This window comes from Bradyrhizobium sp. USDA 376 (genome assembly GCF_054063675.1).
The window spans coordinates 4086317-4099857 of sequence record NZ_JBSSGN010000001.1 but is presented as its reverse complement, the minus strand read 5'-3'; the positions used below and the strand labels follow the sequence as shown (position 1 = coordinate 4099857).

At 65.3% G+C, this 13541-nt stretch carries 8 protein-coding genes; 2 read left to right on the top strand and 6 right to left on the bottom strand.

Annotated elements, in window-relative coordinates; all coding sequences use genetic code 11:
• Positions 1–20: 20 nt before the first annotated feature.
• The gene (locus ACVJ19_RS19200; RefSeq protein WP_453950582.1) at positions 21–3389 is read left to right on the top strand and encodes an AAA family ATPase; all 3369 of its coding nucleotides are present in this window, start codon (positions 21–23) and stop codon (positions 3387–3389) included.
• Here ACVJ19_RS19200 and ACVJ19_RS19195 read toward each other — a convergent pair.
• Together ACVJ19_RS19195 and ACVJ19_RS19190 are read right to left on the bottom strand one after the other, a co-directional pair.
• A complete protein-coding gene (locus tag ACVJ19_RS19195; protein WP_453950581.1) occupies positions 3386–4687 on the bottom strand; it encodes an MFS transporter in 1302 nt (433 codons plus the stop codon). The two genes, ACVJ19_RS19200 and ACVJ19_RS19195, sit on opposite strands and share 4 nt — an antisense overlap.
• 259 nt (positions 4688–4946) lie before the next feature.
• On the bottom strand, positions 4947–7370 hold the full coding sequence (locus ACVJ19_RS19190; protein WP_453955163.1) for a bifunctional diguanylate cyclase/phosphodiesterase: 2424 nt from the start codon (positions 7368–7370) through the stop codon (positions 4947–4949).
• A gap of 284 nt (positions 7371–7654) precedes the next feature.
• Here ACVJ19_RS19190 and ACVJ19_RS19185 point away from each other — a divergent pair, with 284 nt between their 5' ends.
• Positions 7655–8821, top strand: a complete 1167-nt coding sequence (locus ACVJ19_RS19185; RefSeq protein ID WP_453950580.1) for an ABC transporter substrate-binding protein — start codon at positions 7655–7657, stop codon at positions 8819–8821.
• A gap of 7 nt (positions 8822–8828) precedes the next feature.
• Here the strand turns inward: ACVJ19_RS19185 and ACVJ19_RS19180 are convergent, their stop codons facing one another.
• The 4 genes from ACVJ19_RS19180 to ACVJ19_RS19165 form a co-directional block, all read right to left on the bottom strand.
• The gene (locus ACVJ19_RS19180) at positions 8829–9806 is read right to left on the bottom strand and encodes a hydroxyacid dehydrogenase (RefSeq protein ID WP_453950579.1); all 978 of its coding nucleotides are present in this window, start codon (positions 9804–9806) and stop codon (positions 8829–8831) included.
• Positions 9807–9818: 12 nt separating this feature from the next.
• Complete coding sequence (locus tag ACVJ19_RS19175; protein ID WP_453955162.1) at positions 9819–11672, bottom strand: TRAP transporter large permease; 1854 nt, start codon at positions 11670–11672, stop codon at positions 9819–9821.
• Positions 11673–11706: 34 nt separating this feature from the next.
• On the bottom strand, positions 11707–12738 hold the full coding sequence (locus ACVJ19_RS19170; RefSeq protein WP_453950578.1) for a TRAP transporter substrate-binding protein: 1032 nt from the start codon (positions 12736–12738) through the stop codon (positions 11707–11709).
• 352 nt (positions 12739–13090) lie between these two features.
• The gene (locus tag ACVJ19_RS19165) at positions 13091–13534 is read right to left on the bottom strand and encodes a DoxX family protein (RefSeq protein WP_018640888.1); all 444 of its coding nucleotides are present in this window, start codon (positions 13532–13534) and stop codon (positions 13091–13093) included.
• Between the last annotated feature and the right edge of the window lie 7 nt (positions 13535–13541).

The following is a 13541-nucleotide window of genomic DNA, read 5'->3' as shown; positions in this document are numbered from 1 at the left end:
ACCAAGCGAGGAGGCGTCGCGTGAACATCGCGGAATGGCTTCGTGGTCTTGGGCTGGAGCGTTACTCCCAGGCCTTCCAGGATGCGGAAGTCACGCCTGAGGTCCTGCCAGAGCTGACCGAGGACGACCTGCGGGAGCTTGGTTTACCGCTCGGCCCGCGCAAGACGGTGCTGAAGGCAATTCACTCGCTCGCCCTGCCGAGCGGTCCCATACCTGTGAAGGGCGCTTCGGCCGAGCAGCCAAAACCGCCACTGCCGTCGGAAGCAGACCGGCGACAGCTCACAGTCATGTTCGTCGATCTGGTCGGCTCGACTGCGCTCGCCTCGGGACGTGACCCTGAGGAGGTGCGGGACCTGATACGGGCCTACCACAACACGGTCGCGAGCGAGATCACCCGGTTCGAGGGCCACGTTGCCAAGTTCCTGGGGGACGGCGTTCTCGCCTACTTCGGCTGGCCGCGCGCACATGAAGATGAGGCAGAGCGTGCAGTTCGCGCCGGGCTTCGGATATCCAAGGCGGTCGCGGCCCTTACCGAGCCGACTGGTGCAGCACTTGCGGCTCGCGTTGGCATCGCAACCGGTCTGGTCGTCGTCGGCGAACTGGTTGGCGAGGGAGAAGCCCGCGAGCGGTCGGTCATCGGAGAGACCCCGAACCTGGCCGCCCGCTTGCAAGGGCTCGCCGAGCCCGGCGGCGTTGTCATCGCCGATTCAACGCGCCGCCTGATCGGAGAAGCCTTCATATACCAGGACCTGGGGATGGTGCCTCTCAAGGGTTTCCCTGGACCGTTGCGGGCGTGGCTCGTCACCGGCGAGGGCGCGGCCGAGAGTCGATTTGACGCCCAGCACGGGATGTCGACGACCGCTCTGGTCGGACGCGACCAGGAACTCGCACTTCTCCTGGACCGCTGGGAACAGGCGAAAGGGCGAGAGGGACAGATCGTCCTGCTCGGCGGCGAACCCGGCATCGGCAAATCCCACCTCGTGCGAGCGCTACGCGACCGGCTTTCAGGCGTGCCGCACACACGCCTCAGCCATTTCTGTTCGCCGTTCCATACCAACAGCGCCTTGTATCCTATCGTGGGGCTCCTTGAACGGGCAGCGGGAATACGGCGAGAGGACCCTTCCGAAGAACAGCTCGATAACCTCGAGGCGATGCTCACTCTTGCGACAGACGACGTGCGTGACAGCGCACCGGTTCTCGCGGACCTATTGGCCATCCCGACAGGCAAGCGCTACTCTCCGTTGGAGCTTAGTCCACACCAAAAGAAGGAACGAACGTTCCAGGCTTTGCTGGAGCAGATAAAGGGCTTGGCGGCAAAGCAACCGGTTCTTGCCATTTACGAGGACGTCCACTGGGCCGATCCAACCACGCTCGAACTCATTGATCGTGCTGTTGACGAGGTGCAGCGCCACTCGATCCTGATGGTTGTTACTTTCCGATCGGAATTCGTTCCGCGCTGGACGGCGCATGGACACGTGGCAGCAATCTTTTTGAGCCGGCTGGGGCGCAGGCAAGGCACTGCCGTGGTCGACCGGATAGCCGGCGGCAAGATGCTTCCGCAGGAGGTGCTCGAGCAGATCTTGGCCAAGACGGACGGCGTGCCGTTGTTCGTCGAGGAGCTCACCAAGACCGTCCTCGAATCCGGGCTGCTTAAGGATCGGGGGAGCTGCTATGAGCTTATAGGTCCTTTGCCGCCGCTGGCGATCCCGACAACGCTCCAGGATTCGTTGATGGCCCGTCTTGACCGGTTGGCGCCCGTTAAGGAGGTCGCCCAGATCGCAGCCTGCATTGGGCGTGAGTTTGGACATAACCTTTTGAAGGCCGTAACGCCGCTCGACGAAGATGCCCTCCAGCGCGCCATCAATGAACTCCTGGAGGCGGAACTCATCTTCCGGCGTGGAGTGCCTCCGGATATCGGCTACAGCTTCAAACATGCGCTGGTACAGGACATCGCGCACGAGAGTCTGCTGAAGAGCAAGCGACAGCAGATCCACACTCGTATCGCCGCAGCTCTGAAAGAACATTATCCTGCCCGTGCGGAGATGGAGCCGGAGACGATAGCTTTACATCTTGCAGAGGCCGGCCTGGCGGCCAACGCGGTCGGCTATTGGCTGCAGGCCGGCCGAAATGCGGCCGGGCGCTCCGCCAATCTCGAAGCAATCACTCATCTCACAAGAGGGCTGCAGGCGCTCAACGCCTGTCCCAAAGGGCTGGAGCGGGATCGCCAAGAACTCGCGCTCCAGACGGCGATTGGAGGTCCGCTGATTGCAATTCACGGATACACGGCTCCTCAGCTTGGCACTGCCTTCAGCAGGGCTCATGCGCTCTGCCACGAGCTCGATGACACCGATGCATTGTTCGCCACACTCAGCGGCAAGTTTATTTTTCATTTCGTGAGAGGCGACTACGGCGCCATGCAGAGGCTGGTTGGCGAGGCACGCCTCGCCGCCGAGCGCACCAGGGACGCGGCACTGGAATTGGGTGCGCATCGCATGCGGGCTCTGACAGCCATGCACGCGGGTGACTTTCCTACGGCCCACTCCGAGTTCGAGACGATCTTGAGCCGCTATGACCCGGACACCCATCGGCCGGCGCCGGTGCACTATGTCCATGACCCGAAGGCCTCCGCGTTACCCTACCTGGCCATCGTGCTTTGGATCCTTGGCTATCCCGACCAGGCCCTGAGAACAAGCCGCGCGGCGCTTGAGTACGCTGCGGAGCTGAACCAGACGAACCTTACCGCCCACGTCGCCGTTTATGGCGGAGCGGGACCTGCGGAGCTGATGGGCGACGTGGCGGCGGTGCATGCGCACGCCGACGCCATCATCAACCTCGCCGATCAGCATAGCTTGAACTACTGGCGGTTGAGCGGCCTCATCCTTCGGGGCTGGGTAATGGCGCAGGAAGGTGATGCGGAGGGTGGCCTGGCGCTCATGCGCAAAGGTTTGAACGATCGGGGCGGGCTCGGAGCCAGCTGGTACCAAGTCCGCTACCTGTGCATGCTGGCATCAAACTATTTGCAACTCGGTGATGGCGAGAAAGGGCTCACGGCGCTGGCAGAAGCAAAGGACCTCGCCGCTCGCAATGGCGAACATATGTGGGAGGCAGAAGTTGCACGCATCGATGGCGAACTGCGGCGCATTCGTGGAGCTTCGGCGGATGAGGTCGAGGCTTGTTTGCAAACCGCACTTGATGTGGCACGCAGGCAAGGCGCGAAGTCGTTCGAGCTGCGTGCGGCCATGAGTCTGGCCCGACTTTGGCTCGACGAAGGCAGACTTATCGAGGCGCGAGCCCTCCTTGCCTCAACGTACGGATGGTTTACGGAAGGATTCGAAACGTCAGATCTGCTCGCCGCCAGGGCACTCAGCGCAGAATTGGCTGAACATTAGGGCTTATCTCGTTCAGTGGCGCGATACGGCAGCCGCCCGGCCACGGCGCGCACCTTGCCCGGCGACGCCCGCCAGATCGAGAGCGCCGACAAGCCGCTCACGACCATCGCAATGCCGAAAGCGAGCGTGTAGTCGCCGGCGCGATCGTAGAGGAAGCCGGTTACCCAGGGACCGGCCGCACCGCCCGCCAATGCGGCGAGCATGATGGTGCCGAAGATGCTGCCCTGGTGCCTGCCCTGGAAAATCTCGAACACCACCGCGCCCATGATCGAAGTGAGGCCATAGCCGAGCGCGCCTTGCGTGAACACCATGACGTAGACCAGCCAGAGCGACGGCTGGAACTTGAGCGCGATCAGCGCCGCGAAACAGATCGCAAAACCCGCGCAGCTGATCGCCCAGACCCACTCGCGCCCGATGCGGTCGGAGACATGGCCGAGCAATATCTGGCCGGGAATGCCGAGCAGGCTGACGATGCCGAGCGCCCACACCGCGACACCGGGGCTGAAGCCGATATCGAGCAGGAATTTCGTCTGATGCACCTGCACGGCGTACCAGATGTACAGGCCGGAGAAATAGCCGACCGCGATCCACCAGAACCGCGCGGTCGCGACGGCGCGTTTCAGCGTCCAGTCGGTATTGACCCAGACCGGATCGACCACGTTGGAGATCGGTTTTGCCGTGCCTGCGCTAGGTGCCGCATCGCCGTCCGGCTGAAGGCCGATATCCTCGGGGCGCTTGTGCAGCAGCAGATTGATCGGCGCCAGCGCGATCAGGACGAGCAGGCCCATCGCGGTGCAGGCGGTGCGCCAGCCGGTCTGCTCGATCATGTGCTGCACCCATGGCAGCAGCGTCACCGAGCCGATGCCGACGCCGGCGAAGGCGATGCCGATGGCAAAGCCGCGCTTGCGGATGAACCAGTTCGGCAGGAACAGCGACTGGCCGGAATAGCCGAGACAGACGCTGCCGGCGCCGACCATGACGCCGATGGTGAGATAGAGATGCCAGGGCTGGCTGGTCAGCGGCGCCAGCAGCAGCCCGCCGCCCATCAGCACGACGCCGAGCTCCATCACCGCGCGCGGACCGGCGCGATCCATCAGGCGGCCGATCAGCGGGCTCGCAACGCCGGAGGCCACGAAGCCGAAGGAGAAGGCGCCCGCAGTGATGCCGCGCTCCCAGCCGAATTCGGAGATGATCGGCGGAAAGAACAACGAGAAGGCGGTGCGCGCGTTGACGCCGATGGCCATGGTGACGAACGTCACGGCGACCACGACCCAGCCGTAGAAGAACGGAAGCCGCATTTTTCTATTTCATCCCTAGACGATCCTTCGGACCATCTGAGGGTGTCCGGGTCAAGCGCTTTTCGCGCATGCCCCCAGAGCGGCAGCGCAATCGCAGTTGAGCGTGGTTTCGCTGCCGCCCATCCTTCGAGACGCCCGCTTCGCGGGCTCCTCAGGATGAGGACAGAGTGCGCGGCTACAGTTTCAACAGCCAGCGATGCCGCTTAGCCTCATCCTGAGGAGGCCGCGAAGCGGCCGTCTCGAAGGACGAGGCGAGCGCTCAGGCGGCGTCGAGTTGGGAGGATTCAACACCAAGCTCGATCTCGTCGACCGGCTGCGGACGCCCGAACAGATAGCCCTGGACAAAGTTGACGCCGAGTGCCCTCAGCCGCTCGAACTCCTCAGCTGTCTCGACGCCCTCGGCGGTGACCGACATGTCCAGCCCGCGGGCCAGCGTCACGATCGAGGAGATGATGGCGGATGAGCGCGGCTGGTGCGTGAGGTTGCGGATGAACGACTTGTCGATCTTGATCTTGTCGAACGGGAACGCGGTGAGATAGCTGAGCGACGAATAGCCCGTGCCGAAATCGTCGAGCGCGAGCTCAATGCCGATGCTCTTCAGCCGCTCCATGAAGGCGAGGTTTTCCACGCCGCGCTCCAGCAGCACCGATTCCGTGATCTCGATCTCCAGCCGCTCGGGTGACAGGCCGGAATCCGCCAGCGCCGCGCAGATCATCTCGAACAGCTCGGCTTCCTTGAACTGGATCGGCGAGAGATTCACGGCGACCGCGAGGTCGGAGGGCCAGCCGGCCGCATCCGCGCAGGCGCGCCGCAGCACGAATTCGCCGAGCGGAACGATCAACCCGGTCTCCTCGGCAAGCGGAATGAACTGATCCGGCGGGATCAATCCGCGGCTCGGATGCCGCCAGCGCACCAGCGCCTCGAAGCCGCGCCGCGCGCCGCTCGTGGCATCGAGGAAGGGCTGGTAGTGCACCTCGAGCTGGCAGCGCGCGATGGCGTCGCGCAAGTCTCCTTCCAGCGTGTTGCGCGCCTCGAGCTCGGCCGACATGGCCTCGTCGTAGACGGTGAAGCAGTTGCGGCCCGCCGATTTCGAGCGGTAGAGCGCGAGGTCGGCCTTCTTCAGCAGCTGCTCCTGGTCGCTGCCGTGATCCGGCGCGATCGCGATGCCGATGCTGGTGCCGATCTCGACGCGATGGCCGGGCAGCAGGAACGGCTGCGCCACGAGCTTGGCGATCCGTCCCGCGAGCTCGGTCGAGCAGGCGCGCTGATCCTCGCAAGACTCCTGGATGACGGCGAACTCGTCGCCGCCGAGCCGCGCCAGCACGTCGGTGGCGCGCAGCGCGGATTTCAGCCGCTGCGCCACCTGACGCAGCAGCACGTCGCCGGCGCCGTGACCGAGGGAGTCGTTGACGTTCTTGAAGCGGTCGAGGTCGAGCATCAGGATCGAGAAGGTCGCACCGCTGTCGTTCAGCTGACGGTTGAGCTCGTCGAGCCGGGCGAGGAAGAAGGCGCGGTTCGGCAGGCCGGTCAGGATGTCGGTCTGGGCGAGCTCGAGCACCCGCCGGTTCGCCAGCGACAGCCGCCGCGAATTGCGGCTGGCGAGCATTAGATAGGTCGACAGCGACAGCGTGAGCAGCATGCCGACGGTGAGGACCGCGACCGCGCGATCATAGGCCGTCTCCAGCGCGCCGCCCGCCGTCGGCATGGCGCGCACCTGCCAGTCGGTGTCGCCGATCTTGAGACCGCCCGACCAGTGCAGAACCCGCGCGACATCCCGCATCGACTGCGGCGCGGTGGCGGCGGATGAATAGTCCGGCAGCATGTCCTCGAGGCTGACGATCTGGCCGGTGAAGGGCGGATAGACGTTCACACTGACGGCGGGGCTTGCTCCGGTGGTCACGCGAATGGACTGGATCAGCAGCGGCAGATCGAAGACGCCGACCACGAAGCCGGCCAGATTGCGGCGCCGGTCCGCGACCGTCTCGCGCGACGTTCCCTTGGCATAGACGGGAATGGCGACGAGCACGTCGGGCAGCCGTCCGCCCTCCTTGGGTTCGTAGAGACGGGTACGGACGGCCGCAACCCGATCGCTGTCGCGGGCGCGCTCCAGCACCGCAAGGCGTTCCGGGATGCTCGCGTAATCCATGCCGTAGACCTGTGACGTCTTCGGCTGCGTCGAGTAGAACACCGGGAAATATTCGTCGCTCTGCGGCGCGGCGGCGAAGGCATTGCCCTGGAGCGACTTGATGCGATAGCCGGACACGCCGTCCGTGACCGCGGCGGCCTCGTATTCGGCGCGTTCCTTGCGATTGACGCGCGGCAGCCACGCGATGCGCAACATGCCGGGATGGCGCTCGAACAGGCGCGCGCTGAAGGTCTCGAATTCGCTGCGGGTGATTTCCTCGTTGGTCGATTCGAACAGCGTGCGCAGCGCGACGAGCCTGGAGATGTACTCGCCCATGCCGTTTTGCATGACGATCGCTTCGGTTTCGGCCGCGTTCTCGAACTCGATCCTGTTGACCCGGTTTTCCCATCGCGCGACGGCGGCCGCGCCCACGACCGAGAACAGAAGCCCGACCGCGACCGCCACCAGCGCAGGGCGATAGAGCCCGAGCAGCGGCGCGGCACGCCACCATCCGATCACACGCTTTCGATCCTGATCGTTCTGATCGCGGCCGCCCATCTTGATCCGCAAGTCCCCATTCCGCGGCGGCCCGAACTTCTGGTTGAGCCGCCGGAACCACTATCGGACAAGGATCGAGGTTAAGAACTGCACAATTTCGGAACAGGGGCGCCCCGCAATGCGCGGCTTAGTTAACGACTGCCCTGCAAGTCGCTGCAGACTGGAAATAACTTGCCGGTTTTGCCCGGAGTCTTACGGATCATCGGTGCGACGCCGGTTAGCGACCTGTTCAGCCTGCAGAACTATTGTGCGCGGGCCTCATCCTGCACCCGGCAAGCATCCCCATGATACGATCGCGCTCAGCGACATGCCTCGCCTTGACCATCGCATTGCTGGCAGCAAGCCTGCTGCCGGCGAAAGGCGGCGAGGTCGGCGTCAGCGACGATGCGATCCTGTTCGGCCAAGCGGCCGCGCTCGAGGGCCCCTCCTCCGCGCTCGGACAACGCATGCGGCAAGGCATCGTCGCGGCGTTCACCGAGATCAACGCCAGGGGCGGCGTCCACGGCCGCAAGCTCCAGCTCATAAGCCGTGACGACGGTTACGATCCCGATCGTTCCGTGGCGCAGACGCTGCGATTGATCGAGGACGACAAGGTGTTCGCGCTGATCGGCGCGGTGGGTACGCCGACCGCGATGGCGACGATACCGATCACCAGCGCCCGGAACATCCCCTTCATCGGCCCGTTCACCGGCGCCGAATTCCTGCGCGACCTCGAGCTTGCCAACGTCGTCAACATCCGCGCGAGCTATGGCGCGGAGGCCGAGGCCTGGGTCAAGCACCTCACCGAGGATCGCCAGTTCACCCGCATCGGCATCTTCTATCAGGACGATGCCTTCGGGCGCGACGGCCTTGCCGGCGTGAAGCGCGCGCTCGCCAAGCGCGGCCTCGAGCTCGCCGCCGAAGGCACCTTCGAGCGCAACACCCGCGCGGTCGGCGCAGCCTGGCGCATGATCAAGCGCGCCGAGCCCGAGGCCATCGTCATGGTCGGGACCTACGGCCCCTGCGCCGAATTCATCAAGCTGGCGCACCGCAGCGGCGCCTATCCGACCTTCGTCAACATCTCCTTCGTCGGCGCCAATGCGCTCGCCAAGGAACTCGGCCCCGACGGCGAGGGCGTCATCGTCTCGCAGGTGGTGCCGTTTCCCTGGGATCGTTCGCTCAAGCTCGTCGCCGACTACCAGGCGGCGCAGCAGGCATTCGACCCGACGCTGACACCGGACTTCGTGTCGCTCGAAGGCTATCTCTCCGGCCGCCTCACCGCGGCGGTGCTGGAGAAGGCCGGACCGCAACCGACGCGCGCGAGCCTGCTGCGCGCCATCAACGACGTCGGCCGCTTCGACATCAGCGGCAGCATCGTCACCGTCGGCCTGCGCACGATCGACACGCCGCCGAAGGTGTTTCTGACGGTGATCCAGAAGGACGGGACGTTCAGGGCGGTGGACCGGCTGTAGAGCCGCTTCACGGCCGGCGCGTCCAGCGCTCGGCGTTGACGGCGCCTTGCGGCACCTCGCCCCGCACGATCGCTTCCACCTGCCGTACGGTTTCCAGCGACTGGTATTCGATCGCCTGCGGCGTCAGTCCGCCGACATGCGGGGTCGCGATGACGTTCGGCAGCTTGGCGAGCTCCGGCGTCGGCATCTGGTCGGGCGCGCGGCCGACATCCATCGCGGCGCCGGCGATGCGGTTCTCGCGCAGCGCGCGTGCCAGCGCGGCCTCGTCGACGAGATTGCCGCGGGAGAGATTGATGAAGACGGCGTGCCGCTGCATGCGCGCCAGCGCGGCCTCTCCGATCAGATTCTCGGTCTGCTCGTTGGCGATGGCGAGGCAGACGACATAGTCCGACGCGGCGAGGAGCTCGTCGAGACCGACCTGCCGGATCGCGGCATCGGTAACGGTCGCGAAGGGATCGGAGACCAGCACCTCCATGCGCAGCACTTTTGCGATCTCGGCGAGATAGCGCCCGATGCTGCCATAGCCGATGATGCCGATCCTGCTGCCGGCGAGCTGGCGGCCCATCCGTGCCTCGGGCTTGCGGCCGGCCTGGTAGTCCGCCGTCGTCCGCGACACGCCGCGGGAGAGGTCGACCATGAAGCCGAGCGCGAGCTCGGCGACGGCCTGCACGAAGCCCGGGCCGGCACGGGTCACGAGCACGCCGGCCTGTGAAGCCGCATCCACGTTGACGTTGCGGATGTCGACGGCGCAGCGGACGAACGCGCGCAGGCGCGGCAATTGCGCGAAGATCTCGCCGCGCCCTTCCGTCATGCGATCGGCGACGATGATGTCGGCGTCCTTGGCGGCGCGCACGAGGCTGGCGGCGTCCAGAGTTTCATCGCTCTCGTGCAGGATCACCTCTGCAGCCGCGCGCAGGCCGTTCAGGCTGCGATCGCCGTAGTAATTGCGCCGCATCTCCGGGGTGTGCGCGAGCAGAACCTTCACGACAAAACTCCTTCAGTAGCCGAATGCCCGCGGCAGCGCGGTCGAGAGCCATGGCACGAAGGCGATGACGAGCAGGCAGAGGAACAGCAGGCCAAGATAGCCCATGATCGGCTTCACCGTCTGCTCGATCGGCACGTTGCCGATCAGGCAGGCGCCGTAGAGCCCGAGCCCGAGCGGCGGCGCGAACAGGCCAATGCCCATCGCGATGACCAGCACGACGCCGAAATGCAGGGGATCGACGCCGAGCTGCACGGCGACCGGCAACAGCAGCGGCCCGAAGATGATCAGCGCGGCCGCGCCCTCCAGCACCGAGCCCATCACGATCAGCACGACGATGGCGAGCAATATGAACAGCCAGACGCCCGAGGTCTTGGAGAGCCCCAGCATGAAATCGCCGACCGCATGCGGCACCTGCTGCAAGGTCAGCGTGAAGGCGAGCGACTGCGCGGCGGCGACGATGAACAGCACGAGACCCGCCCTGGTCGCGGCCTGGACAAAACTGTGCGCGGCCGTCTTGAAGCTGAGCTCGCGGAACACGACGCTGCCGACGACCAGCGCATAGGCCACGGCAAAGGCGGAGATTTCGGTCGCGGTGGCAAAGCCGCTCTTGAAGCCGAAGAAGATCATGAAGATCAGGCCGAACGAGGCGATCGCGCCGCTCCACAGGCCTGACACCGGCATCTGCGGCTCGACGTCCTCGGCCGCCGTCGGCCGCTTGCCGAAGATGATGGAGACCGCGATGAGGACAGCCGCCATCAGCGCCGACGGCAACAGGCCCGCGACGAACAGACCGCCGATCGACAGGTTGGCGACGAAGCCGAGAATGATCAGGTTGATGCAGGGCGGAATGGTTTCCGCCATCACCGCGGAGGCCGCGAGCAGCGCCACCGCGCCGCCCGGATTCTGCTTCGAGCGGCGCGCCGCCGGAATCAAGACCGAGCCGACCGCGGCGACATCCGCCATCTTCGAGCCCGAGATGCCGGAGAACAGCACCATCGAGGCCACCATGACGACGTTGAGGCCGCCGCGCATCCGCCCCACCGCGCGCTGCAACAGCTCGATCAGCCGCACCGACATGCCGTTGGCTTCCATGAGGTAGCCGACGAGAATGAAGAACGGGATCGCCAGCAGCACGAAATTGTCGATGCCGCGCGCCATCTGCTGGGCGAAGATCACGCCGGGCAGCGCGCCCTCGACCCAGATGAAGATCAGCGCCGCGAGCGCCAGCGCAAAGCCGATCGGCAAGCCGCCGAACAGGGTCGCAAAGAAGCCGATCAGCATCAACGTGCCCGCCGACGGCACCGAGGACGGCGACAGGTAATCCCAGGCGAGATAGAGGCCGGTGACGACGATGATCGCGACGAGGCCCCTGACGATGTCAGGAAGCGGCCGCGCACAGAGATGGTCGATCGCGAACACCGTCATGAACAGTGCGCCGATGCCCATCGGGTAGAAGGTCAGCTCCAGCGGCAGGCCGGAGCCGGTGGTCTGCCCCGCCGTCAGCGAGCCCAGCTTGACGGCGTGATAGGCGACGTAGCCGGAGATCAGCACGATCAGCAGCGCGCTCGCGGCATCCACCAGCGTACGCAAGCGCAGCGGCAGCAGATCGCGGAAGAAGGACACGCCGACATTCTCGCCGCGCGCGAGCGCGCTCGCCGCGCCGAAGAAGGCCGAGCCGACCATTAGGCCGCGCGCGACGTCGTCCGACCATTCGACCGGCGCGTTGAAGAAGAAGCGCAGCAGCACGGAGGCGCAGACCACGATGAGGTCCGCGGCCAGCAGGACGGCCGCGATCGCGTCGCTGACGCGAAGCAGAAGCGTCATGCTGCCGTGGCGGCCACCCGAAAGCGGCACGGCGGCTGTCATCGCCATTTCGGACTTGGCCATTGGGACTTGGCCATCAGGCTTGCGTCGCGCGGATCATGTCGATGACCGGCTTGGATTCCGGCCGCGCCTTGATGAAGTTCTCGATCTGCGGCGCGACGCGCTTCTTGAAAGCTTCGCGGTCGCATTCGGCCACCGTCACGCCCTTCTCGCCGAGCGCCGCCAGCGCCTCCTTCTCGACCGCAAGGCCATGGGCACGGGTGTCGACCGCAGCCTTCTTCGCGGCATCGAGAAAGCCCTCGCGCAGCTTCGGATCCATGCGGTTGTAGGTCATGTCGCTGAAGTAGATCGCGAGCGGCGAGAAATTGTGCTGCGTCAGCGCGTACAATTTTGCCGTCTCGAAGAACTTGCTGGCGAGGATCGTCGGCGGATCGTGCTCGAGGCCGTCAAGCACGCCGGCCTGCAACGCCGTGTAGATCTCGCCGAAGGCCAGCGGCGTCGCGGCCGCGCCCATCAGGCGCAGGCATTCGGTGATGACGGGATTGGGCAGGGTGCGGATCTTGAGGCCAGCGAGATCCTCCGGCGTCTTCACCGGCTTCTTCGCCAGCACGCTGCGCGAGCCGAAATTATAGGCCCAGGCGATGATGCGGATGTTGCCGCCCTTGAGCAGCGCGTCCTCGATCGGCTTGGCGGCGCCGGAATCGAAAGCCTTGGTCTGCTGCGGGAAGCTCGAGAACAGGAAGCCGAGGTCGAAGGTGCCGACCAGCGGCACCAGATTGGCCGAGATCGACGAGCCCGACACCATGAGGTCGATGACGCCGAGCTTCACGGAATTGATGACGTCGATCTCCTGGCCGAGCTGGTTGTCCGGGAAGAAGGCGACCTCGACCTGCTCGCCGAGCCCGTTGCCCTTCAGGTTCTTGACGAGATTGTCGTAATAGACGCGGCCGTTGGCATATTTGGGATCGTTCGGCAGCGAGGAGGAGCATTTCAGCTTCAGCGTCGCAGCTTCGGCGCGGCCGATGATCCCTGGAGAGAGCACGAGGCCGGCGGTGACCGCCGCCGATGACTTGATGAACGCGCGACGGTTCACGGGCACGATGGTCATGGTGCGGTCTCTCCCCAATTATTCTTCTTGCAGCCGCGATCGTTGTCGCGGCGTGTTGGCTCGACTGTATGGCCAAAGCGACGACACAGGCAAGGGATGCAGCCGGCGGCGTCGCGATCGCGCGAGCAACAGGCGCGCTGCGGAAACCGACGCGGAACGCCTTTATTTATCGGTGTTTTCGCGCATGCCGCACGGCAGCGACAAGGCCTGCCATGCAAGATTGCGGTGGATCGATCCAATTCAGGTATGGATCAATGCCGAACGCATATCGATTGGATCGTACGAAGCAGACGAACGAAAGCCGCGGGATCGTGATCCCGCGGCTCGCAAGGTCTGAGCGAATGCGGTGACGTCAGCGCGAATGCGCGCCGCTGAGCTGGCCGCCCGCCGCCTGCACATCACGCGAGGGACGCAGCGCGTAGGCGCCGTCGCCGAGCAGGGCCTGCGCCGCGAGCGCGATCGCCCAGAAGGCGGGGAATTCCCAGCCGCCCTTCGGATTGGAGAAGAAGAAGCCGGCCGCACCGTGCACCGAGAAGATTGCGCCGAGCAGGATCGGGATTCCGGCCAGCGCCGCATAGCGGGTCCAGACCCCGAGGATCAGGGCGACGCCGCTGAGCACTTCCACGGTCATGATGAGATAGGCGAGCTCGGGCGGGAAGCCGAGGCTGCCGAAGAACTTTGCGGTGCCGGCCGGGGTGAACACGAACAGCTTGAGGCTGGCATGGGCGAGGAACAGCGCGCCCAGGGTCACGCGCAGCACCAGTGCGGCGTAAGGGGCGGTACGGGAATCGATCATGGGGGTC

Coding starts and splice junctions, on each gene's coding strand:
- ACVJ19_RS19195 (WP_453950581.1), bottom strand. CDS start 4,687: ATGCGGCTTCCGTTCTTCTACGGCTGGGTCGTGGTCGCCGTGACGTTC.
- ACVJ19_RS19190 (WP_453955163.1), bottom strand. CDS start 7,370: ATGGGCGGCCGCGATCAGAACGATCAGGATCGAAAGCGTGTGATCGGA.
- ACVJ19_RS19185 (WP_453950580.1), top strand. CDS start 7,655: ATGATACGATCGCGCTCAGCGACATGCCTCGCCTTGACCATCGCATTG.
- ACVJ19_RS19175 (WP_453955162.1), bottom strand. CDS start 11,672: ATGACAGCCGCCGTGCCGCTTTCGGGTGGCCGCCACGGCAGCATGACG.
- ACVJ19_RS19170 (WP_453950578.1), bottom strand. CDS start 12,738: ATGACCATCGTGCCCGTGAACCGTCGCGCGTTCATCAAGTCATCGGCG.
- ACVJ19_RS19165 (WP_018640888.1), bottom strand. CDS start 13,534: ATGATCGATTCCCGTACCGCCCCTTACGCCGCACTGGTGCTGCGCGTG.